The following is a 22,616-nucleotide window of genomic DNA, read 5'->3' as shown; positions in this document are numbered from 1 at the left end:
CCCCCCCGAGAGGAGTTGACGAGAAGATGAGCCTGCGATCCCGTATCGCCGCCCCCGACGAGGGGGGAGCCGGACGCGAGGACGGACACCTCGTGGCCGTCTACCGCGCCAAGCTCCTCGAAGAGATCGACCTCGCCGAGATGTCGGCCCTGACCGCAGCCGACCGCAGAGCCCGCCTGGAACGCGTGCTCGGCCACATCATCAGCCGGGAGGGCCCGGTCCTCTCCTCGGGCGAACGCTCCCAGCTGATCCGCCGGGTCGTCGACGAGGCCCTGGGCCTGGGCGTCCTCGAACCCCTCCTCGCCGATGCCTCGGTCACGGAGATCATGGTCAACGGCCCCGACTCGATCTTCGTCGAGCGGGGCGGCCGCGTGGAGCAACTGCCGCTGCGCTTCGCCTCCACCGACCAGCTGATGCAGACGATCGAACGCATCGTCTCGACCGTCAACCGCCGGGTCGACGAATCGAACCCCATGGTCGACGCCCGCCTCCCCACCGGTGAGCGCGTCAACGTGATCATCCCCCCGCTGGCCCTCACCGGCCCCACCCTCACGATCCGCCGTTTCCCCCGCGCGTACACCCTCCCCGAGCTCATCGACCTCGGCTCTCTCGACGAGCAGATGCTGATGCTCCTCGCGGCGTTCGTCCGCGCCCGCTTCAACGTGATCGTCAGCGGCGGTACCGGCACCGGAAAGACAACGCTCCTCAACGCCCTCTCCGGCCTCATCCCACCCCGCGAACGCATCATCACCATCGAGGACTCCGCCGAACTCCAACTCCAGCAGGACCACGTCATCCGCCTCGAATCGAGGCCCCCCAACATCGAGGGAAAGGGCCAGATCACCATCCGCGACCTGGTCCGCAACTCCCTCCGGATGCGCCCCGACCGCATCATCGTCGGTGAGGTCCGGGGCGGTGAGACCCTCGACATGCTCCAGGCCATGTCGACCGGCCACGACGGCTCCCTCGCCACGGTCCACGCCAACTCCGCCGAGGACGCGCTGATGCGCCTGCAGACCCTCGGCTCGATGTCCGAGGTCCTCATCCCCTTCGAGGCCCTCAAGGACCAGATCAACTCGGCGGTGGACGTGGTCGTCCAGCTCACCCGCTTCGCCGACGGTTCCCGCAAGGTCACCGAGATCGCCCTGCTCGTCTCGCACGGCCGCGAACAGTTCCGGATCGCGACCGTGTCCCGCTTCGCCCCGGACCCCCTCGGCGCCGACCGTGTCGTCCACGGCCGCTTCGAGCACCTGCCGATACCCCGCCCCGTCGCGGAGAAGCTGTACGTGGCCAACGAGCCGCTGCCGCCCGCGTACGGCGTGGCCGAGGCCATCGACCCGCTCAACACCCGCCAGGCCATCGGATAGCCGAGAGCCCCCGAGGAGGTAGGACCGACCATGGCGACCACCGACAACACCACCCTGCTGGCGCTCGGCGCCACCGTCCTCTGCGGCACCCTCGCCGTCGCGGGTGCGCATGTGTACGCCTCCGGCCGGGCCCAGCGCCAGGCCCTCGTCGATCGTCTCGCGGGCCGGCAGGGCGGCCCGCTCCGCACGGCGACGGGCCGCGTGCGACGCTTCACGGCCGTCGACCGCCGCCTGCGCCGCACCCGCCTGGGCCGCGCGATCCACCTCCGGCTGAACACGACCGGACTGGACCTCACGGCGGGGGAGTTCGCGACCTACGTCGCCCTCCTCGTCGTGGCGCTCTGGCTGGTCGCCGCCGCCACCCTGGCCCCCTTCTTCGGCCCGATCGCGGGTGCCGTGGGCGTATGGGCGGCCGCCATCTTCCTCAACTGGCAGCGTCAGAAACGCATCGAGGCCTTCATCAACCAACTCCCGGACGTGGCCCGCCTCCTCGCCAACGCCACCGCCGCCGGCCTGGCCCTGCGTACGGCCCTGGCGATGGCGGCGGAGGAACTGGAAGCCCCGGCCGGTGAGGAACTGGCGCGGGTCGCCGACCAGTTGGCGCTCGGCCGCTCGGTCGACGACGCCCTCGGCGAACTCGCCGAACGCCTCCCCTCCCGCGAACTGATCGTCCTCGTCACCACCCTCGTCCTGTCCAACAAGGCGGGCGGAACGGTGGTCAGCTCGCTGCGCAACCTCACCCAGACCCTGGAGGACCGCAAGGAGACCCGCCGGGAGGTCCGCACGATGCTCTCCGAGGTCAACGCGACGGCCTTCACCGTCCCCCTCCTGGGCCTCGGCTCGCTCCTCCTGATCAACTCCTCGAACGACGGCGCCCTGGCCCGGGTGACCGGCTCGCCCCTCGGTCAACTCCTGGTCCTGATCTCGATCGGCCTCTACACGATCGGTTTCTTCGTCATCCGCCGCCTCGGCAAGATCGAAGTATGAGAAGGCCCCGGTGACCGACATGACGACCTCGACGCCCTCCTTCCTCCCGCTCCTCCTGGCCCTCCTGATGGCGATCTCCGTGGCGGGCGTCCTCCTGGGCATCCGCATGATCCGCGCGGACGCGAAACTCCCCAGCGACCTCGCCCTCGCCCTGGAGGTGGGCGCCACCCGCGTCTCCAGGACGGGTTCGGCGGTCGACCGTCTGGGCATGCGCTTCGCGCCCCTCGTGCTGCGCCTCATGGGCCCGCGCCGGGTCGAGGCCAAACGCCACCGCATCGACATGGCCGGCAACCCCGGCGGCCTCACCCTCAACCGCTACGCCGCCCGCCGGGCCGTCTACGGCTTCTTCGGCGCCTTCATGGGCCTCGTCTTCCTCACCAGCGGACGCCCCCTGTTCGCCGCGTTCACCTTCGCCTTCGGTCTCCTCGCCGCCGACGCGGCGATCTGGCAGGCCGTGCGCGAGCGCAAGGACGTCATCGACCGCACGCTGCCCGACTTCCTCGACGTGCTCGCGGTCGTGGTCTCGGCGGGGCTGGGCTTCCGCCAAGCGCTGGACCGGGTCGCCGAGAAGTACGAGGGCCCCTGGGCCGACGAACTGCGCATCACACTCCGCCAGATGGACATGGGCGTCAGCCGCCGCCAGGCCTTCGACGAACTCCGCAGGCGCAACTCCTCCGAACAGGTGGCCCAGTTCGTCTCGGCCCTCCAACAGGGCGAGGAGCTGGGTTCCCCCATCGCCGAGACCCTGATCCAGCTGGCCGCGGACATGCGCCGCACCGACGCGCAGAACGCCCGCCGCCGAGCCGCCCGCACCATCCCCAAGGCCACCCTCGTCACCCTCGTCTTCATGCTCCCGGCCACGATGATCCTCATCGCCGCGGGCATGTTCCTGGGCTCAGGAACAAACTTCGGCGAAATCCTGGGCCGCTGATGATCCCCCCAATCCCCTGGCGGCCCCGCCTGCACCTCCCGCCCCTCCCCTCCTGCGGGCAATCGTGCCCCTGGGGCGATGGGGGTCCCCCCGGTCGAGCGAAGCCGAGACTGGGGGAGGGTGGGCGCAGGAGGCACCTCGCAACCGCCGAGCAGCGGAACCCACCCCCGCCCGGCCCCGGCAAGGGCCCCCGCACGCAGCCCCCGCCCAACACCAGCGAGGGCCCCCACCCACAGCCGCCCGCCCCCGGCGAAGCCCCCACCACCGGATACCTCGCCGACGACGCCACACCCCCCGCCACCCTCCGCCTCCAGCTCAACGCCCTCCAGGCCCTGGCCCGCCAGACCTTCGCCGTCCGCCTGGTCACGCTCACCATCGGCACCCCCTTCGCGATGGCCAACACCACCAACGGCCCCCCGACCCACGCCGTACTCATCGCCGCCGTCCTCGGCATCACCGTCTCGTACGCCATGCTCAGGGACTGGGACCGCTTCGCCCCCCGCCTCCTCGCCCACCCCACCCTCATGGCCCTGGACCTCCTCTTCGGCGCGGTCCTCCTCCTCACTGCCTCCCCGGTCTCCCCCCTCGCCTACGCCACCGCCTGCACCCCCCTCCTCTCCGGCCTCCTCTACGGCTGGCGCGGCGCCGGCGTCCTCACCGGCCTCCAGCTCGCCGTCCTCCTCACGGTCCACCGGGCCTGGGAACACCGCCCCGGCGCGGGCGCCAACACCCTCCTCATCGCCGGCTTCTGCGTCGCCGCCGGCATCATCGGCGTCACCCTCCGCAACCTGATGTTCCGCTTCGGTACGGCCACCCAGGCGCTCGCCGAGGCCACCTCCCGCCTGGCGGTCGCGGAGGCGGTGGAGTCCGAACGCGCCCGCCTGGCCCGCGACCTCCACGACTCGGTGGCCAAGACCCTCCACGGCCTGGCCCTCGCCGCCGACGCCCTGGCGACCTCGGCCGACCACCCCACCCCCGACCCGACCCACCTCAGACAACAGGCCGGCCTGGTCGCGTCGGCCGCCCGCCGGGCCGCCGCCGAATCCCGCGACCTCCTCACGGACCTACGCCGTCACACCGACCTGACGACACCGGCCCCGCCCACCGACCTCGCGGCCGAACTGCAGGCGAGGGCGGCGGACTTCGAGTCCCGCACCGCCCTCCCCACGCACGTCACCATCGCCCCCCATCCCGGCTCGTCACCCCCACCCCTCCCACCCGAGACGACCCACCACCTCCTGGCCATCACCTCGGAGGCCCTGGAGAACGTCCACCGCCACGCCCACGCGGCGCGAGTGGACGTGTCCCTGACGACCACACCGGACAAGCTCCACCTCACGATCAAGGACGACGGAGTGGGCCTGTCGCCCACCCTCACCCTCGAAGAAGCGCAAAGATCCGGCCACTTCGGCCTCCTGGGCATGGCGGAACGAGCCGCCCGCACGGCCGCGACCCTCGACGTACGCACGACCCCCACCGGCACGGAAGTAAGGCTGACCCTCCCGCTGCCCACCGCCGAACCCCCCGTCACTCCCCTCACCTCCCGACAGGAGGCCGCACATGCCTGACCAGCCGCAGGCACGCCCCGGCCCGCCCCTCCGCGTACTCGTCGCGGACGACAACCCGGTGGTCCGCGCCGGCCTCACGGCGCTGCTGGGCGCGCACCCCGACATCACGGTGGTGGCCCAGGCCACGAACGGCGAGGAAGCCGTGACCGAAGCGCGTCGGCACCGCCCCGACGTCGCCCTCCTCGACGTCCGCATGCCGGGCACGGACGGCCTGACCGCGCTCCCCGAACTGGCCGCCCTCTGCCCCGTCATGATGCTGACCTACAGCACGGAGCCCGAGGTGGTGACCGAGGCCCTGCGCCGCGGCGCGTACGGCTACCTGGTCCACGGCGACTTCACGGCCCCCGAACTGATGGCAGCGGTACGGGAGGTGCGGGAGGGGCGCCCGGCCATCTCCGCGACTGTCTCAACTTCACTCGGCGTTTCCTACGAACCTTCACATGAAAGTCACGACCTTACTTCGCAGCTGCAACCATCTATGACACAGTCGCCAAAGGCGGGTTCCGCTCGCGTGCCGACCCCGCACCGCCGTACTCTCGACCGTTCCAACCGACCGTCCTTCGGCCTGAGTTCAAGGGAGGTGGAGGTGATGGACCTCATCGCGTCCGGCATGAACAACCGTCAGATCGCCGCCACCTGCTTCATCAGTGAGAAGACCGTCAAGAACCACATCAACCGCATCTTCGCGAAACTGCACAGCTCGACCCGCAGCGAAGCGATAGCCCACTGGCTGGGCACGGCCCTCGGGGGGTGGCCCCGATGACCCCACCCCCCGACAAAAATTGGGCCCCCGGACCCACCCCCCGTACGTGCCGACTCACGTACGGTGATCCGGTTGGTGTCGGCATCGCGCGGGAAGGCAACCGCCATGAAGGTGAAACACCGTTTCGAGACCTGGAAGACCACGGTCGCGTCCCGCATGCGCGGAAGGGGCCGGGACGCGGGCGCGGGGTTCGTGGAGTACGCGGGCATCATGATCATCGTCGCGGGGATCTTCGTGATGATCGATGGTCTGGGGCTGGACGGGTTGATCTCGGGCGCGATCTTCGATGCTGTGAACAGCGTCATCGGCGGAGGCTGACACCTCCACGGCTCCTCGGGGACCGAGGGTCGACTCTCCCTATCTACATCTGGCTTACGACCATTTTGCTCTTCGTGGCGTTGGCTTTCTTCGCGTTCGCCCAGGCCGCGTCCGCCCGTAACGGTGCCCAGTCCGCCGCGGACGCGGCTGCGTTGGCAGCCGCTCAGCAAGCGCGGGACGAACTGTTGCTTGAGCTTGGGGACGCCATCGACGCGGGCGGCGGCGACTGGCTGGAATGGCTCGACCTGAGCGGGGGAGCGGTACTACCCGTCGAGGGCGCTGATGCCGCGGCTGCTGAGCTGGCAGCCCAGAACAACTCGACCCTCGAAGGCGGCGCTCAGCTCACCGAGGTGGACGGAGCCCCCGGCTTCCAGGTCGGCGTCGTGACGGACTACACCGTCGGCGATTCGATCATCCCCGGCACCGAGAACATGACAGCCACGGCCCAGGCGGTCGCCGTCATCCAGCCGCGCTGCGACTTCGGTGTGAACACGAATCCCGCGGATCCTGTCTCCCTGGACTGCGACGGCGTTTCCGTGGACATCGACCCCGGAAATTTCGATCTGGCCGACCTTCCCGATGCGTCCGTGATGTTCTCTGTGTATCTGGCCAAGTGAGAGGAAGCAGTACCGATGAACCTTCGGCACACCATGAAGGGCCGCAGGACAGTGACCGCGGTGGCGATCGCGACCGTGCTGCTCCTCACGGTTGCCGGTTGTGGCGGGGGAGGGGACGACGACAGTTCGGCAAAGAACGATTCGTCTTCGGCACCTTCCAGCAAGTCAGTTGAGCCCGATGGGAACGACGGTAAACAGGAGACCGACTCCCCTGCCGGCGAGTCGGTGCTGGCCGAGGTCAAAGGCGACAACCTGACGCTCAAGGTCACTTCCGCCGTTCGCGACGGTGGAGGCTTCGTCACCGTCGAGGGCACGGTGACGAACAACGGCAGCCGGTCCTGGGTTGCTGCGGACTGGCGGGGCGACGAGCGCGAACTGTCCAACAACGGCGGTTCAGTCGCGGGCGCGAGCCTCGTCGATCAGGCGGGCAAGAAGAAGTACCTCATTCTCCGTGACACCCAAGGCCGCTGCCTGTGCACCCGGTTCACCGGCGCCCTGGTGCAGGGAGCCAGCGCCGACTGGTTCGCCCAGTTCCCCGCCCCTCCCGAAGGCACCACCTCCGTGGACTTCCAAGTCGGCTCCATGCCCCCCGCCACGATCGAACTCTCCGAGGACGAGTGACCATGACCGTCCTCACCCCACGGGTCACCGCGGCCCTCGCCGTCCTCGCCGCCCTCGGCCTCGCCCTGGCGACCCCGTCCCCGGCCGCCGCGGACGACCCCAGCGAACCCCCGGGCACCGTCACCACCTCCCCACCCCCGGAGGTCGACGCGAACAGCCCGGGGCTGAAGCTCGCCCAGGGGGCCACGCTCGCCCCGGCCAAGGTCCTGGACATCAAGTCGGTCGTGGAGGACCTCGGCGGCGAGGAACGCCGCGAGGACACCAACGAGAACGTCACGTTCGCCCTCCAGGCCGAGGTCCTCTTCCCCAAGGACAGCGCGAAGCTCAACCCGCAGGCGCGCTCCCGCATCCAGACCATCGCGGAGGAGATCAAGAAGCAGAGCGCGGGCACCGTCCGCGTCTTCGGCTTCACGGACAACCTCGGCTCGTACGCCCACGGCCTGACCCTCTCCAAGAAACGCGCCGAGGCCGTCCACGACATCCTCGCCGCCGACCTGGGCGGCAACATCACCTTCGAGGTGCGCGGCTACAGCGAGGACTACCCGATCGCCGACAACGCCTCCGAAGAGGGCCGCAAGAAGAACCGCCGGGTGGAGGTCTCGTTCCCGAGGACCGCATAGGGGGCCGGCGACGAAACGTCCTTCGCATACGGCTCGGGAGTCCTAATGGTCCGGATCGGTGTTGCTGTCCGCTTCCGACTCCTGCGGGTAGGCGACGAAGGTGCCCTTCGCGGCGAGAGTGACGACCAGGCCGCGTTCGCGTAGCTCGCGGATGGCGCGGCGGGCGGTCAGGTAGGCGACTCCGTATTCCGTGCCGAGATCCCTCTCGCCGGACAGTCGTGCGCCGGGCCTCAGTTCACCCGACGCGATTCGGGCAGCGATGTGGTCGGCCACCTGCATATAGACGTAGGCAATCTTGTTGGGGTCGATGGGTGAGTCGCCTGCTTCTGCTGCCATACCTCCCACCGTAGAACAGCTCTGAGCTGCAGCAATGGCCGTATTGCTGCGTACTGCTACGCACTGACATGCGTAGCAATGTAGGCTGAGACGGACAGACCCCGGCGGCCGTGCAGGGCCCCGGGGCATGGCCGAACGCTTCGAAGGAGCGCCGACAATGCTGGACTTTATCGTCCGCCCCTGGCCCGGATGCTGGGCGTCTGGTTGCCGCACTCACGCGGCCGCCACCGCGCGGGCCCCGTCCCCGTCCCGTCCGCTCCAGCTCTCCACCGCGCGGCGTCACCGCCCCCACCCGGCGCCGTGACCCGCACACCCACCCCGCCCCACTCCCGTGCCCTCACCCTGGACGACCGCGTCCGCCGCCGCGCGAGCCGTGGCCTGCGCGAACGCCGCCGCGCCCTCTATCTGGCGAGCCTCGGTCTGGACACCGAGCCACCCGCACGCCGCGAGGCGCACGGCCCCGGCGCCCTGACGGGAGCGACACGATGACGAGCCGCGCCGACCACCGCGTACCGCGACGTCCCCCGGTCCGTATGTGCGCCCGCTGTGAACGCGTCACCGAGAGCCCGCCTGGTCCACGAGCACCACGGCGCCACCGGCCGCGGCTTCAACGTGTACGCCTGCACGGAATGCGCCCCGCACTACCCACCGCCGACGGAGGGACCGGACAGGCCGTGCTGACACCCTGCCCGTGTGACGTCAGGCCCCAGGGCCGACGGCCTCGCCCCGCCCGTGCTCGTCCGCGTAAGCCCGCAGTGACCCCACCACCGTGTTGGTGACCGCGACCAGCGGCACGGCCACCACCGCGCCCCCGATCCCGGCGATCATGCCACCGGCGGCGACCGCCAGCACGACGGCCAGGGGGTGTACCCGGACGGCCCGGCCGAGGATGAACGGCTGGAGGATGTGCCCCTCGATCTGCTGCACGGCGAGCACCACGACCAACGTCATGACGGCCGTGAACACGCCCTGGGTCACCAGCGCCACGACCACGGCCAGCGCGCCCGAGACGACCGCACCCACCAGCGGGATGAAGGAGAACAGGAAGATGAACACGGCCAGCGGGACCGCCATCGGCACATCGAGGAAGTAGATCCCCAGGCCGATGAAGATGGCGTCGATCAGCGCCACGACCACCGTGCCGCGCACGTACGCCGTCAGCGTCCGCCAGGCGCGCGGCCCCGCGTCGGCGACACCCGGCCGGGCCGCCGTGGGCACCAGCTTCAGCGTCCACCGCCAGATCCTCTTGCCGTCGTACAGGAGGAAGAGAGTGGAGAACATCGTCAACAGGATGCCGGTGAGCGCCTCGACGATGACCGTCACGCCCTCCAGCCCCGCCGAGGTGATCGTGTCGGTGTTGTCGCTGACCGCCTCGCGGAGGTTCTTGGCGATGTCGTTGATCTGGTTCTCGGTGACGTGGAACGGGCTGTCGAGCAGCCAGCGTTGCAACTCGTCGATGCCGTCCTGGATCTGGTCGGAGAGATCGTCGATGTTCTCCATGACCTGCCAGGTCACGAACCAGCCGATCAGTCCCATGACGATGAAGCCGAGGGCGGCGGTCAGCGCGGTGGCGAGGCCGCGCGGTACGCCGTGCCGGGTCAGCCGTGCCACGGTCGGCTGGAGCACGGCGGTGACGAGCAGTGCGGCGGTGAACGACAGCACCAGCAGCCGTACCGAGCTGATGACCCGCATCAGCACCCAGACGGTGCCCGCGAGCACGAGCAGCCGCCAGCCGGCCTCGGCCGCCACCCGCATGCCCCAGGGCACCACCGACGCGGGGTCCGGACGGCTGTAGAGCACGGGGGTGGTCGTCGGCCGGCTCTGCGAGGCCGTGGATCCGGCGGAACCCGCCGCATCCGCAGGGCCGGTGGAGCCGCCCGCTTCGGCGGGGGCGTCAGAGCCGTGCGCCGCGGCAGGAGTGTCGGATCCGTCGGCCCCGGCGGCCGCATCAGCGCCGCCCGTGCCGGCACCCTCACCGGAGCCGGTGCGGCCCTCCGAGCCCGTCTCGGAGTCCTCCGCCTCCATCTCCGCCCGGCGCCGCTCCAACCGCTCGCCCCATCCGCTCAGTCCGGCGCCGAGCCGGCCGAGCCACCCTGGAACTCGCGACATCATCCGTCCTCTTCCCCCGTCGCTCCTGTGGGTCACCACTCCTCCCGGAGGCCGCGAATCCTCTCGGGGGCTCCGACCGTACATGGCAGAAGCCCCCCACCAAAGGACGGTGGAGGGCTTCAGAAGGTTGAGCGGCGGGTGTGCGTCACCCTGTCGCCGACCGGCCTAGTACCAGTTGTTGGCCTGCCAGAACGTCCAGGCCTCGCACGGGCTGCCGTAGCGCGATTCCATGTAGTTCAGGCCCCACTTGATCTGCGTGGCCGGGTTGGTCCGCCAGTCGGAACCGGCGGAGGCGTACTTACCGGCGGGCAGCGCCTGGAAGAGACCGTAGGCGCCCGAGGAGGGGTTCACGGCCTTGTAGTTCCAGGTGGACTCGTGGTTCACGATGTTGCTGAAGCACGTCCACTGGTCGCTGGCCACGACCGCCTTCGCCATCGCCTGGATCTCGGCGACGGTGTACGAGCTCTGTGCGGGGATGTCACCGAGCGAGCCGGCGGCAGCGGCCTTCGACTTGGCCTCGGCCTCCGCCGCTTCCTTCGCCTTGCGCTCCTGCTCCGCCTTCTCCGCGGCCTTCTGCTTGTCGATCGCGTCCTGGGCCGCCTTCTTACGGGCGGTCTCCTCGGCGTCCTTGCGGGCGCTCGCGTCGGCGGCGATGGCCTGGGCGTCGGCCTGAGCAGTCAGGGACGCGGTCTGCACCTGGGCCTGCTGGCCCACGGGTATGTCGGCGAGCAACGTGGTGTCGTTCGCGACCGCCTCGGCGTCGTCAGTGGTCGTCTGCGCGGTGCTGCCCGAGGCAACTCCGACGACACTGCCGACTGCGGTGACCGCGGTGGCCGAGGCCACTGCGAATCCCCGGACCGAAATCCGGCTCACACGGTTTCCTTCCAGCATCGCCCGCCTCGGTGACCCTGGCGGACGCAATCGTGCCCCTGACGCTGGCCTCCCAACTGCGGGGTCACGGAGGCGCGGGCCCGGTGGGCAACTCCCCTGCGGGGAGCGCCGCGTGGTGCTCGGGCGGCATACGACGACGCTGTTGAGTTGACCTGGTGGTGCTGTGGTTCCGTACCGCTGGGGGTACAGGTGTGTCGTATGCGGGGCCTGACAGGAATGAGACTCTGCCGTAACCCGACACCGGGAGGCAATTCAGTGGTGAGTGTGAAAGGTCACACCTCGTTTGACGCCGGAGATTCCAGGAAAAGCCCACACGCCGAGGCGCCGCCCGGCTAGGCTGCTGAGCCTTTTGCCGGGCGGCGCCCCGGGGTTGTGCGGGAGTCGGGTTAAATCTGGCCGTCCTCCAGCATTTCGGTCACAAGGGCCGCGATCTGGGACCGTTCGGACCTCGTCAACGTGACGTGGGCGAAGAGGGGATGGCCCTTCAGCTTCTCGACCACGGCCACGACACCGTCGTACCGACCGACCCGCAGGTTGTCCCGCTGGGCGACGTCATGCGTCAGAACGACTCGCGAATTCGCACCGATCCGGGACAGAACGGTCAACAGGACGTTCCGCTCCAGCGACTGGGCCTCGTCCACGATCACGAACGCGTCGTGCAGGGAACGGCCGCGGATGTGCGTCAGCGGCAGGACCTCCAGCATGCCGCGCGCGGTGACCTCCTCGATGACCTCGCGGCTGGTGACCGCGGACAGCGTGTCGAAGACCGCCTGCGCCCAGGGGCTCATCTTCTCGGACTCGGAACCGGGCAGATAGCCGAGTTCCTGCCCGCCCACCGCGTACAGCGGCCGGAAGACCATCACCTTCTGGTGCTGGCGCCGTTCGAGCACGGCCTCCAGACCCGCGCACAGCGCGAGCGCCGACTTGCCGGTGCCGGCCCGGCCGCCCATCGACAGGATGCCCACGTCCGGGTCGAGCAGCAGATCCAGCGCGATGCGCTGCTCGGCGCTGCGCCCCTTGATGCCGAACGCCTCCCGGTCGCCGCGCACCAGACGGATGTTGCCGTCGGGCGTGACGCGGCCGAGCGCCTTGCCGCGCTCCGACTGGATCGTCAGGCCGGTGTGGACGGGCAGCGTGCTCGCCTCGGGGACGTAGATCGACCCTTCCTCGAAGAGGATGTCGACCTGTTCGCCCGGCAGCGTCAGCTCGGACATCCCGGTCCAGCCGGAGGCGTCCGTGATGGCCAACTCCGCGCGGTACTCCTCGGCGAGGAGGCCCACGGAGGACGCCTTGATCCTGAGCGGGAGGTCCTTCGACACGACGGTGACGTCGAAGCCCTCGGCCTGCAGATTGCGGGCGACCGCGAGGATCCGGGAGTCGTTGTCCCCCAGGCGGTAGCCGCTCGGCAGCACGCTGGGATCCGAGTGATTGAGCTCGACCCGTACGGTGCCGCCGAGGTCCCCGATCGGGATGGGGGCGTCGAGGCGGCCGTACCGGACCCGGAACTCGTCGAGCAGGCGCAGGGCCTGCCGGGCGAAGTAGCCGAGTTCGGGATGGTGCCGCTTCGCCTCCAGCTCCGTGACCACCACGATCGGCAGCACGACTTCGTGCTCGTCGAAGCGGCTCAAAGCATTCGGGTCGGCCAGCAGGACGCTGGTGTCGAGAACGTAGGTGCGCCGGTCTGGCATGCGGCGCTTTGTGCTGGTCACCACGGAAGGACGTACCCCCTCGGATGAGGTCGGGGAGCGACGGGTTCGAACTGGGCCGGTCGTCGGCGCCGTTGCACGGGCCGGTGACCGGCCCTCCGCTGCTTCGTCCGTGCTGTGACCGCACGATCGGGCTGGTGCAAAGGGCCTCCCGGGCGGACGGCCCCGAGCCGCCCGCTGAGATCCGACACCCGTGGTTCGGGCGTCGACCTGACTGGCTTATGCCCTCGAACGTGCGCTGCCATGCCAAGCGGTACGACGGCGGCCCGGTGAACTCCTCGTTACTTCTGTCCCGGTGGGGGTGATACGCACCTCACGCGTATCGCGGAAGGTCAGCCTCCGTAACGGCGGTGTCGCGCAGCGTAGTCGCGGAGTGCGCGCAGGAAGTCCACCTTGCGGAAGGCCGGCCAGAAGACGTCGCAGAAGTAGTACTCGGAGTGCGCGGTCTGCCAGAGCATGAATCCGGACAGCCGCTGCTCGCCGCTCGTGCGGATCACCAGATCCGGGTCGGGCTGGTCGACGGTGTAGAGATGACTGCCGATCAGGTCCACGGAGACGTTCTCGGCGAGTTCCTCCATCGAGGTGCCGCGCTCCTGCGCGTCCTGGATCATCGACCGGACGGCGTCGGCGATCTCCTGACGTCCGCCGTACCCGATGGCCACGTTGACCAGTATTCCGTCGATGTCCGCAGTGGACTCCTCGGCCTCCTTGAGCGCGCGCTGCATCCCGGGGGAGAGCAGGTCCAGCGCGCCGACATGATGCACGCGCCAGCGACCGTCGGCGGCGAGGGAGCGGACGGTGTCCTCGATGATCCCGAGCAGCGGGACGAGCTCTTCCTTCGGGCGGTTGAAGTTGTCGGTGGAGAGCAGCCAGAGAGTGACGACCTTCACGTCCGTCTCGGTGCACCAGCCGAGGAACTCCTCGATCTTGTTCGCTCCGGCCTGGTGGCCCTGCACCGTGGTGGAGCCCGCGGCCTTCGCCCAGCGGCGGCTGCCGTCCACGATGACGCCGATGTGCTCGGGCACCTGGGCGTGGTCCAGGTGGCCCTCGACCCTGCGTGCGTAGACCTTGACCAACAGGCCGCGCAGTGTGTCGCGCAGGTTCACGTCTTCCAGCCCCTCCGGTGCGGTGGCAGTCCCCTAGGTTGGCAGAGCCTACCGGGGCTGGAGGCCAACTACGCCAAGGGGTGCGCGGGGTCGGACGCCCTCCGGGCCCCGGCGGCGGCCTCGTCGGAGGGCCGCCTTCCGGGCAGAAAAAACGGGCCGGTCCGTGGGGGGGAGACGGACCGGCCCGAGGGGGGGTTTCCACCATAACCCTTCGTGAGTGATGCTGCGTGCATCGGCGTGCCACAACTACTCTCCGAAGTCGGACGACAGCGTGACGGTGAGCGCGTAGCCGTTCATTCAGGGTGTGATCGAGGGTGAGCATGGCCGAATTCCGGCGGATTCCAAGGGGAAATGAAGGAATCCCAGTGGGAATATGGGGTTTGGGTACCCTTGTGCGACTTTCGAGGGGGAGGGTCTTCGCGCCCCCGTACGGGTGAGCGCGGGCGGAACGCGCGCTTGACGCCGACGGCGGGGCGCACGGCTTCGCGCAGCCCCCTCCACCGCGCGAGGCCGTGCCGCGCAGCTTTGCTCACGCGAATTACCTTGGTCTGAACCTATGCGAGTAGACCCGGATAAGCCAAGCCGCGGGCGATAACGATGTGGACACCGGCTCAGCCGGCCGACGGCCTGCGGGCCTCGAACAGATGGCGGGCGCTGTGCGCCACGAACGGGCCCTCGGCCTCGATCCGCTCGTGCAGGGCACGGAGCTGCGGGAGATACGCCTCGACGGTGAAGCCGGGGACCATCCAGACGACCTTCTTGAGGAAGTGCACGACCGCCCCGATGTCGAAGAACTCCATCCGCAGCCGCTCGGCCCGCAGATCCACGATCTCCAGGCCGGCCGCCTCCGCGCCGGCGCGCTCCCCGTCCGGGTGGCGGGCGTTCCGGTTCTCCTCGGGCAACGGTCCGGTGAAGTGCTCGACGAGTTCGTAGACACTGCCCGGCCCCACGTGCTGCGCGAAGTACGTGCCGCCGGGCCGCAGCACCCGGGCGATCTCCGACCAGTGCGCCCGCACCGGGTGCCTGCTGGTGACCAGGTCGAACGCCCCGTCGGCGAACGGCAGCGGCGCGTCCTCCGCGGCGGCCACCACCACCGCGCCCCGGGGGTGCAGCAGGGCGGTCGCCTTCGCGACGTTCGGCGGCCACCCCTCCGTGGCCACGGTCACCGCCGGAAACCGGGGAGCGGAACCGAGCACTTCACCGCCCCCGGTCTGGATGTCCAGCGCCGCCGAGGCCCGCCCGAGCCGCTCGGCCATCCCGCGCGCGTACCCCCACGAGGGCCGGGCCTCGGTGGCCCGCCCCTCGAACCAGGAGAAGTCCCACCCGTCGGTGGGCACGGCATCGTCCTCGGCGACGAGGCTCTCGAAGGTACGGGGGAAGGGGGAGGAGGCCATGGGGCGAGCTTCCCAAGGAGGCGAGTGCGCGCGCGACCGCATTTGTGAAGGGCCGCAGGCTCCTTCAGGGGCGCGGGGAACTGCGCGATCAACCACATCCGACCCGCGGCCGCCCCACGACCCCGCCCCCCGAGCTCGTAGGCGATTCCAGGCCACCCCGCTCCCGCCGACCTGCTCGGAGAGAATCCCGCGCCCTACTCGCAGAGAATCGACTCCGCCTCCACCGTGACCCCCACCGCCTGCACCACCGACGCGACCCGGAACGCCTCCTGCACGGTCTCCCGGCTGACGCCGGCCCCCCGCAGCACCCGCTCGTGCGAGTCCAGACACGCCCCGCACCCGTTGATCGCGGACACGGCCAGCGCCCACAACTCGTAGTCGACCTTGTCCACCCCGGGGTCGCCGATGACATTCATCCGCAGCCCCGTGCGCAGCGCCCCGTACTCGTGGTCGGAGAGCAGATGCCGCGTACGGAAGAAGACGTTGCTCAACGCCATCGCCGCGGCCGCGGACTTCGCCGCCGTGTACGCCTGCGGCGACAGCCGCGCCCTCGCCTCCGGCGCCAGCTCGCGCAGCACGACCGGCGAGCGCGAGGCGATCGCCGTGGCCAGCACCGTCCCCCACAACCGCTGTGCCGACAGCCCGGACTCACCGAGCACCGCGTCGAGGTTCCGGCGGAGATCCTTGGCGTAGTCCGGGATCAGGGACCTCAGGGTGTCGAGCGACATGGCGTCCTCACTTCGTCCTCACTGCCGGGCGAGCGGCTGGCGGGGTCCAGTGTGACGGCGCCGCGGGGCCGCCGCGGCACCCGTCTACTCCGTCCGCAGCCCCTCCGGACGCATCATCCGCATCAGCGGCGGCATGCTCAGCGCCGTGACCAGGACGACGACGCCCGCCCCGATGCCGGTCATGGACAGCACCCCGGACCAGCCGACGGACACCTCCACGTTCGTCATCCGCAGCAGGACCGCGCCCAGGGTCACCCCGACCGTCATGGCGAGGGCCAGGCCCAACGTGATCGGGACGGCGGTCTGCCACAGCACGGACAGGCCGAGCGTGCGGCGCCGGGTACCGAAGGCGACCAGCGCCGACAGCAGCTTCCGGCGTTCACGCAGCTGCTCCAGCTGGGAGACGAGGAGGCTCGCGCCGATGAGGACCAGTACGGCGGACGCGCCGACCAGCAGACCGGTGCGGATGTCCGTGAACTCGTCGGCCCGTGTGGTCGACTCCCACTCCCAGGTCCGGATGAGCGGATCGATGGCGACGGCGGCGTTGCGCACCTCGTCGAGGGCGTCCGGAACCCGGGGATCCGCCCGTACGTAGACGGTGGTGGAGAGCTGGTCCTCCGCCTTGGCGGGCAGGGCGCTGGGAGTGGCCAGCAGCCCCCCCGTCCCGGGCCGCAGCGTGTCGGCGCGGGCGGACACCTTCCGCAACGCGTCCGGCAGTTTCCAGGCGATCTCGGCGCCCCGCTCGTCTCCGCTGTAGGACGCGTCGAAGTACAGCGTGTTCCCGGCGGTCATGAGCTTCGCCGTGACCGGGTCCTCCGAGGCCCCCAGCGTGAAGACGTCGCCGTCGCGGCAGGAGGAGATCTTTGCGAGCTCGCGCAGCGCGGCGCAGTCGCCGACGGTCACCCGGACCCATTCCTCGGGGTCCTTGGCGGTGGCGGAGAGCTCCGCGTCGGACAGCGCCGCGGCGGCCTCCGCGCCCTTGGCCCGCTTCAGCTCCTGGCTCACGGCGCTCACCGGGAGGTCGTCCGGCATGGAGAGTTCCAGTTGGGTCCGTGCGGTGTCCTTCCCGGTCGACTGGGTGAACCTGCCCTCGACTCCGTCGAACAGCATCTGCAGGGCGATCGCGCCGGCCACCGCCACCGCGATGCCGTTGACCATGCGGGCCGCCGGTCCGCTGCTCAACTGGAGCCTGCGAACGGCCAGTTGCCAGGAGAGAGGGCCGGAGCCCAGCCGGGCGACGAACGCCTCGACGACCCACGGCAGCAGCGCGGTGACGCCGACGAGGAGCAGGACGACACCGCCGGTCACCAGGTACTCGTTGAACTCCCCGTTCTCCGACCCCTGGCCGACCATCGGGTAGAGCAGCGCGAGACCGCCGAGCGGCAGCAGCAGCCGCCACCAGAGCCTGCGCCGCGCGGGCCTGGCCGTACGGACCACCCCGAGCGGTTCGATGACGACGCCGCGCAGCGCGAACAGGGTGACGAGGACGGCGGCGGCCGGCACCGCGAACGCGACCAGCAGCGCGAGGCCGGGGGAGGGGTCGAGGTAGCTCGGGAACACACTGACGTCGAACACCTCGACCGAGCCGGCGATCTGCCGGCCGAGCAGGAAGAACCCGGTGCCGAAGACCAGCCCCAGCACGGCGCCCGCGAGGGCCTCGCCCGCCGCGATCCGGCGCGTCATCCGCCCGTCGGAACCGACCAGCCGCAGTGCCGCCAGTCGGCGGTCGCGCCGCTCCCCGCCGAACCGTACGGCCGCCGCGATGAAGACGGCCACCGGCATCAGCAGCACCACGAAGACGACCAGGACGAGCAGGAGCAGGATGGGGTCCATCTCCTCGTCGGCGGGCTGCTCGGTCGCCCCGAACCGGTCGATCCGGGCCACCACCGAGCCGTCGATCCGCTGGGCGAGCCCCTCGGCGCCGGCGTAGTAGGCGAGTTCCCCCGAGCCGATCAGCCCGGCCTCGCCGATGGTGCCCGCCGTCTCGTACGGCAGCCGGTCGCGCAGCAGTTTCCCGGCGTCCGACTTCAGCAGTTCGGCGAGCGCGGGGGAGACGATCATCTCGCCCGGCGCGGGGAACTCGTCCAGCCCCGGCGGTGGCGGCGCGTGCTCGCCCTCCGGTTCGAGGAGCCGTCCCCTTATCTCACGGTGCCGGTACTCGGTGTCGGTGTCGGCGACGAGCAGACTCCTGTCGGTCGGCTTGGACCGGATGTTGTCCTCCAGGTAGCCGATCCCCCGGTCCTGCCGGGCCTCCTCCCGGGCCCCCCGCGTCGACAGCGCGTTCGGTACCGCCGCCGTGAGCAGCAGCAGCGCCACCCCGAGGCCGACGCCCACCGCGGTGAGCGCGGCGCGCACCCAGCCCTCACGGCCTCCGGTGAAGGCGAACCGCACCCCCATCGCCAGGTCCCGGTACCACTGGCGGAACACGGCGGACCTCATACGACGCGCTCCATGTCCCGGGACTTCCCGTCCCGTACGACGATCTCGCGGTCCGAGTAGGCGGCCACCCGTGCCTCGTGCGTGACGAGGACGACGGCGGCGTTGGTGGACCGGGCGGCCTCGGTGAGCAGCTCCATCACCCGCTCGCCGTTGAGGGAGTCGAGCGCGCCGGTGGGCTCGTCGGCGAACAGCACCCGGGGGCCCGTGACCAGCGCCCGCGCGACGGCGACCCGCTGGCCCTGGCCGCCGGAGACCTCACCGGGACGCTTGCGGGCGAGGTCGTCGACCTCCAGGCGTTCCATCCAGCCGAGGGCGGTCCGCTCGGACTCCTTGCGGGAGGCGCCGTTCAGCCGCAGGGGCAGGGCCACGTTCTCCACGCACGTCAGCTCCGGGACGAGCTGGCCGAACTGGAAGACGAACCCGAACTCGCTGCGCCTGAGCGCGCTGCGCTGGGCGTCGTTCATGGTGGCCATCTCGCGGCCGTGGTACGTGATCGAGCCCGAGTCGGGCGGCACGATCCCGGCGAGGCAGTGCAGCAGCGTCGACTTCCCGGAACCGGAGGGGCCCATCACCGCGACGACCTCGCCGGGGTGGATGGAGAACTCGGCGCCGTCCAGCGCGGTGGTCGGGCCGTAGGCCTTGCGCAGGTCGGTCGCGACGAGCAGGGAGCCGGCGGGGGCCGGCGAGGCGGTCGGGTTCACCGGGTCACCGCCTCGGCCAGCTTGCCCAGTCGGGCGGCGGTCAGCTCCAGCCATCGCAGATCGGCCTCCAGATGGAACAGGGCGTGGTCGCAGATCAGCTGGTCGGCCAGGTCGCCCTTGCGTTTGCGGTCGGTGAGGATGCGCATCATGCGCAGGTGCTCGGAACGCTGGGTGTCGAGGATGTCGGCCGCGTTCCGGTCGGTGAGCAGGGCGAGGACGACCTTCGTGTAGAGGGTCGACTGCAGGTACGGCTCGGGCTTCTCGGGTGTCGCCAGCCACCGCTGGACGTCCGTGATGCCGGCCTCGGTGATCGCGTACCGCTTGCGCTCGGGCCCGCCGCCGGGCTCGATGCCGTCGACCTCGACGAGGCCGTTCTTCAGCAGGCGCGACATCGTCGAGTAGACCTGGCCGTAGTGCAGCGGCCGGTCGTGACCGAACTTCTCGTCGAAGGCCCGCTTCAGGTCGTAACCGTGTCGGGGCCCGGACTCAAGGAGCCCCAGGAGAGTGTGACCGATGGACATGAGCACGACTGTACACACGAGGTATACACCGCACGTATACCTACCGTGTATAGGTCCCTGTCGGAGGGGAGGGGGCGCAGGTCAGCGGTGATTGTCACGGTTCTGTCACCGAGAACGTCAGGAACTCGTCGGAAACTCGTGAGTCGGGTGGGGCAACCATCGCCCCTGCTGGAACGTCCGTTCCGGTGGGATGAGGTCTGTGGACACGCGTCGCGCGTGCGCTTTGTCACGTCGTCACAGCGTGGACCGACTCCCTCTTGTCATAGTCCTCGGTGTTAGCTTGCTGAGCCGACAAGACCCGAGTGACGTATGAGACCGAGCAGAAGGCGGAGCGGACCGGAGCCATGGGACGAGCGGAAGAAAGACGAGCGCGGCAGCGCGGCGGTCGCCGCGCGGCGCCCCAGCCCTCGTCCGGAGGCGATGCGGGGGCGACGGCGGTCATAACCCCGCCGGAGGGCGGAGGTCGGGCGGCGGCCCGCGCTGCGGCCAAGGCCGGCAACAAGAAGCAGAAGAAGGGCCAGAGGAGCTTCCTGCGCCGCCTCTTCACCTGGAAGAAGATCCTCGGCGCCTTCTTCGGTGTCTGTCTCCTCGGCATGGGCGCCTTCATCGTGCTCTACCTGATGATCGACATCCCCAAGGGGAACCCCGAGGCGACGCAGGAAAGCAACGTCTACAAGTACTCCAACGGCAAGATCTTCGCCCGCACCGGCGACACCAACCGCGAGATCGTCGAACTCGACAAGGTCCCCAAGAAGGTCCAGCTGGCCTTCGTCGCCGCTGAGAACAAGACCTTCTACAACGACCCCGGCGTCGACCTCAAGGGCATGGCGCGCGGTGTCATCAACACCCTCTCCGGCAAGGGCAAGCAGGGTGGCTCGACCATCACCCAGCAGTACGTCAAGAACTACTACCTGACGTCCGACCAGACGGTGACCCGCAAGCTCAACGAACTGGTCATCTCCCTGAAGCTGGAGCGCGAGGAGACCAAGGACTACATCCTCGCGGGCTACATCAACACCAGCTACTACGGCCGCGGCGCGTGGGGCATCCAGGCCGCCGCCCAGGCGTACTACCGCAAGGACGCCAAGGACCTCGACGTCGAGGAGGGCGCGTACCTCGCCGCGCTGCTCCAGGCCCCCAGCCAGTACGACCTGGCCACGGCCACCCCGACCGGCAAGAAGCTGGTCACGGCGCGCTGGAACTACGTGCTGGACAACATGGTCGAGATGGGGGAGTTGACCGCCTCGGAGCGGGCGGACCTGAAGCTCCCCAAGCCGAAGGCGCCCCAGGCCGCCGCCGGCATGGCCGGCCAGAACGGCTACCTGGTCGAGGCCGCCAACAACCAGCTGGCCAAGCAGCTCGTGGCCTCGGGCAAGGCGGACGACACCGAGGACGCCAAGGCGCTCATCGACCTGCGCGGCTGGACGATCACGCTGAACATCAACCCCAAGAAGCAGGCCGCGCTGGAGAAGGCCGTCAAGGAACGCCTCACCAGCAAGCTCGACCCGAAGAAGCGCAAGGTCGACAAGCACATCCAGGCCGGTGCCGTCTCCGTCGACCCGAAGACGGGCAAGGTCGTCGCCATGTACGGCGGCGTCGACTACGTCAAGCACTTCACCAACAACGCCACCCGCCGCGACTACCAGCCCGCCTCCACCTTCAAGCCGGTGATCCTCGCCGCGGCCGTCGACGAGAACGCCGAGACGCAGGACGGCGACCCGATCACCGCCAGCACGGTCTACGACGGTGACAGCCGGCACAAGGTCAAGGACGACGGCACCGCGGTCGGCTTCGCCCCGCCGAACGAGGACAACGTCGACTACGGCGACGTCACCGTGCAGACCGCCATGAACAAGTCCATCAACTCCGTCTTCGCGCAGATGGGCGTCGACGTGGGCATGGAGAAGGTCATGGAGGTCGCCGGGAAGCTCGGCATGGACACCGAGGGCATGCAGGCGGTCCCCGCCCAGACCCTGGGTTCCATGGGCGCCAGCCCGCTGGAGATGGCCGGCATCTACGCCACCCTCGACAACCACGGCAAGAAGGTCACCCCGACCATCATCGCCGAGGCCAAACGCCGGGACACCGAAGTCGAGTTCGACGACCCGATCGGCGAGCAGGTCATCACCCGCGAGGCCGCCGACACGGTCACCTCGGTCCTCACCGGCGTGGTCGACGACGGTACGGCCAAGACGTCCGTCCGCGACAACCCGGCCCGCAACGGCCAGCAGGTCGCCGGCAAGACGGGTACCTCCGACGAGAACCGCTCCGCCTGGTTCACCGGCTACACGCCGAACCTCGTGACCTCCGTCGGCCTGTTCGGCGAGGACATGAGCAAGAACGGCAAGCACGTCTCCATGTACAACGCCCTCGGCGTCCCCCGGGTCAACGGCGGTGGTTTCCCCGCCCAGATCTGGGCCACGTACACCTTCGGCGTCATGGGCAAGACCACCAAGTTCGACCTCGACACCAAGCAGGGTGCCGCGGTCGCGCCGACGGAGTCCCCGACCCCGTCGCAGACGCCGTCGGAGACTCCTTCGGAGACGCCGTCCGAGACCCCGTCGGAGACGCCGTCCGAGACTCCTTCGGAGACGCCCACCACGGAGGAGCCGACCAGCGAGCCCCCGACGACTCCGCCGACCTCCCCGGACGAGACCCCGTCGGGCGACAGCGGCGGCATCGAGTTCCCGACGAACCCGAACGATCCGCAGGCGAACGGCTAGCGCAGACGACAAGCGAAGGGCGCCCGGTGATCTCACCGGGCGCCCTTCGCTTGTGTTGCTTGTGTCTTTTGCTTTTGAGGGGCGCGGGGAACTGCGCGACCAGCCACGACGAACCCGCACCCCGCGGAGCACAGCCGCTCCCGAGCTCTCAACGGCTCAACGGCTCGACC

The 22,616-nt window shown here is 69.9% G+C and carries 21 protein-coding genes; 11 read left to right on the top strand and 10 right to left on the bottom strand.

Translation table 11 applies throughout. From position 1 onward, the window contains the following. The first annotated feature begins 26 nt into the window (after positions 1-26). The 9 genes from P8T65_RS16105 (at position 27) to P8T65_RS16065 (ending at position 7,792) form a co-directional block, all read left to right on the top strand. Positions 27-1,367, top strand: coding sequence for a CpaF family protein (locus tag P8T65_RS16105; protein ID WP_316726044.1), 1,341 nt, complete (start codon positions 27-29; stop codon positions 1,365-1,367). Positions 1,368-1,397: 30 nt separating this feature from the next. Next, entirely contained in the window at positions 1,398-2,354 is a 957-nt protein-coding gene (locus P8T65_RS16100) for a type II secretion system F family protein (RefSeq protein WP_316726043.1), read from the top strand. Between the two features lie 19 nt (positions 2,355-2,373). After that, positions 2,374-3,285 carry a DUF5936 domain-containing protein gene (locus P8T65_RS16095; RefSeq protein ID WP_230220305.1) on the top strand — a complete coding sequence of 304 codons (912 nt, stop codon included), beginning with the start codon at positions 2,374-2,376 and terminating at the stop codon, positions 3,283-3,285. After that, on the top strand, positions 3,285-4,853 hold the full coding sequence (locus tag P8T65_RS16090; RefSeq protein WP_316726042.1) for a histidine kinase: 1,569 nt from the start codon (positions 3,285-3,287) through the stop codon (positions 4,851-4,853). The genes P8T65_RS16095 and P8T65_RS16090 overlap by 1 nt, the downstream gene beginning before the upstream one ends. Further along, positions 4,846-5,616: a response regulator transcription factor gene (locus P8T65_RS16085; protein ID WP_316726041.1), complete on the top strand. Its 771-nt coding sequence runs from the start codon at positions 4,846-4,848 to the stop codon at positions 5,614-5,616. The genes P8T65_RS16090 and P8T65_RS16085 overlap by 8 nt, the downstream gene beginning before the upstream one ends. 105 nt (positions 5,617-5,721) lie before the next feature. After that, entirely contained in the window at positions 5,722-5,934 is a 213-nt protein-coding gene (locus P8T65_RS16080) for a hypothetical protein (RefSeq protein ID WP_316731605.1), read from the top strand. Continuing rightward, a complete protein-coding gene (locus P8T65_RS16075) occupies positions 5,931-6,551 on the top strand; it encodes a pilus assembly protein TadG-related protein (RefSeq protein WP_268270059.1) in 621 nt (206 codons plus the stop codon). The genes P8T65_RS16080 and P8T65_RS16075 overlap by 4 nt, the downstream gene beginning before the upstream one ends. A 15-nt stretch (positions 6,552-6,566) precedes the next feature. Next, entirely contained in the window at positions 6,567-7,172 is a 606-nt protein-coding gene (locus P8T65_RS16070) for a hypothetical protein (RefSeq protein ID WP_316726040.1), read from the top strand. A gap of 2 nt (positions 7,173-7,174) precedes the next feature. Continuing rightward, on the top strand, positions 7,175-7,792 hold the full coding sequence (locus tag P8T65_RS16065) for an OmpA family protein (protein WP_316726039.1): 618 nt from the start codon (positions 7,175-7,177) through the stop codon (positions 7,790-7,792). A gap of 42 nt (positions 7,793-7,834) precedes the next feature. Here the strand turns inward: P8T65_RS16065 and P8T65_RS16060 are convergent, their stop codons facing one another. Continuing rightward, positions 7,835-8,128: a winged helix-turn-helix domain-containing protein gene (locus tag P8T65_RS16060; RefSeq protein ID WP_316726038.1), complete on the bottom strand. Its 294-nt coding sequence runs from the start codon at positions 8,126-8,128 to the stop codon at positions 7,835-7,837. A 300-nt stretch (positions 8,129-8,428) separates the two neighbouring features. On the opposite strand from P8T65_RS16060, the gene P8T65_RS16055 reads away from it, so the two are divergent. Further along, positions 8,429-8,617, top strand: coding sequence for a hypothetical protein (locus P8T65_RS16055; protein ID WP_316726037.1), 189 nt, complete (start codon positions 8,429-8,431; stop codon positions 8,615-8,617). A 210-nt stretch (positions 8,618-8,827) separates the two neighbouring features. Here P8T65_RS16055 and P8T65_RS16050 read toward each other — a convergent pair whose 3' ends face one another. The 9 genes from P8T65_RS16050 to P8T65_RS16010 all read right to left on the bottom strand — a co-directional run bounded on the left by P8T65_RS16050 (position 8,828) and on the right by P8T65_RS16010 (position 19,723). Further along, entirely contained in the window at positions 8,828-10,237 is a 1,410-nt protein-coding gene (locus tag P8T65_RS16050; protein ID WP_316731604.1) for an AI-2E family transporter, read from the bottom strand. Positions 10,238-10,402: 165 nt separating this feature from the next. Continuing rightward, entirely contained in the window at positions 10,403-11,128 is a 726-nt protein-coding gene (locus P8T65_RS16045) for a transglycosylase SLT domain-containing protein (RefSeq protein WP_184898961.1), read from the bottom strand. A 386-nt stretch (positions 11,129-11,514) separates the two neighbouring features. Beyond that, a complete protein-coding gene (locus P8T65_RS16040) occupies positions 11,515-12,840 on the bottom strand; it encodes a PhoH family protein (protein WP_316726036.1) in 1,326 nt (441 codons plus the stop codon). 326 nt (positions 12,841-13,166) lie between these two features. After that, positions 13,167-13,940 carry an isoprenyl transferase gene (locus P8T65_RS16035; RefSeq protein ID WP_316726035.1) on the bottom strand — a complete coding sequence of 258 codons (774 nt, stop codon included), beginning with the start codon at positions 13,938-13,940 and terminating at the stop codon, positions 13,167-13,169. 611 nt (positions 13,941-14,551) lie between these two features. After that, positions 14,552-15,334 (bottom strand): class I SAM-dependent methyltransferase, encoded by a 783-nt coding sequence (locus P8T65_RS16030; protein WP_316726034.1) that lies wholly within the window; start codon positions 15,332-15,334, stop codon positions 14,552-14,554. A 194-nt stretch (positions 15,335-15,528) separates the two neighbouring features. Then, entirely contained in the window at positions 15,529-16,062 is a 534-nt protein-coding gene (locus tag P8T65_RS16025) for a carboxymuconolactone decarboxylase family protein (RefSeq protein ID WP_316726033.1), read from the bottom strand. An 84-nt stretch (positions 16,063-16,146) separates the two neighbouring features. Then, positions 16,147-18,501, bottom strand: coding sequence for an FtsX-like permease family protein (locus P8T65_RS16020; protein ID WP_316726032.1), 2,355 nt, complete (start codon positions 18,499-18,501; stop codon positions 16,147-16,149). After that, complete coding sequence (locus P8T65_RS16015) at positions 18,498-19,202, bottom strand: ABC transporter ATP-binding protein (RefSeq protein WP_184898971.1); 705 nt, start codon at positions 19,200-19,202, stop codon at positions 18,498-18,500. The genes P8T65_RS16020 and P8T65_RS16015 overlap by 4 nt, the downstream gene beginning before the upstream one ends. Beyond that, on the bottom strand, positions 19,199-19,723 hold the full coding sequence (locus P8T65_RS16010; RefSeq protein WP_033531809.1) for a PadR family transcriptional regulator: 525 nt from the start codon (positions 19,721-19,723) through the stop codon (positions 19,199-19,201). Before P8T65_RS16010 ends, P8T65_RS16015 begins: the two co-directional genes overlap by 4 nt. 344 nt (positions 19,724-20,067) lie before the next feature. Here P8T65_RS16010 and P8T65_RS16005 point away from each other — a divergent pair, with 344 nt between their 5' ends. Further along, the gene (locus tag P8T65_RS16005) at positions 20,068-22,446 is read left to right on the top strand and encodes a transglycosylase domain-containing protein (protein WP_316731603.1); all 2,379 of its coding nucleotides are present in this window, start codon (positions 20,068-20,070) and stop codon (positions 22,444-22,446) included. Positions 22,447-22,616: the final 170 nt, after the last annotated feature.

This window comes from Streptomyces sp. 11x1 (assembly GCF_032598905.1).
Lineage (GTDB): Bacteria > Actinomycetota > Actinomycetes > Streptomycetales > Streptomycetaceae > Streptomyces.
The sequence above is the reverse complement of the archived record's forward strand: the minus strand, read 5'-3'. Positions and strand labels throughout refer to the sequence as shown.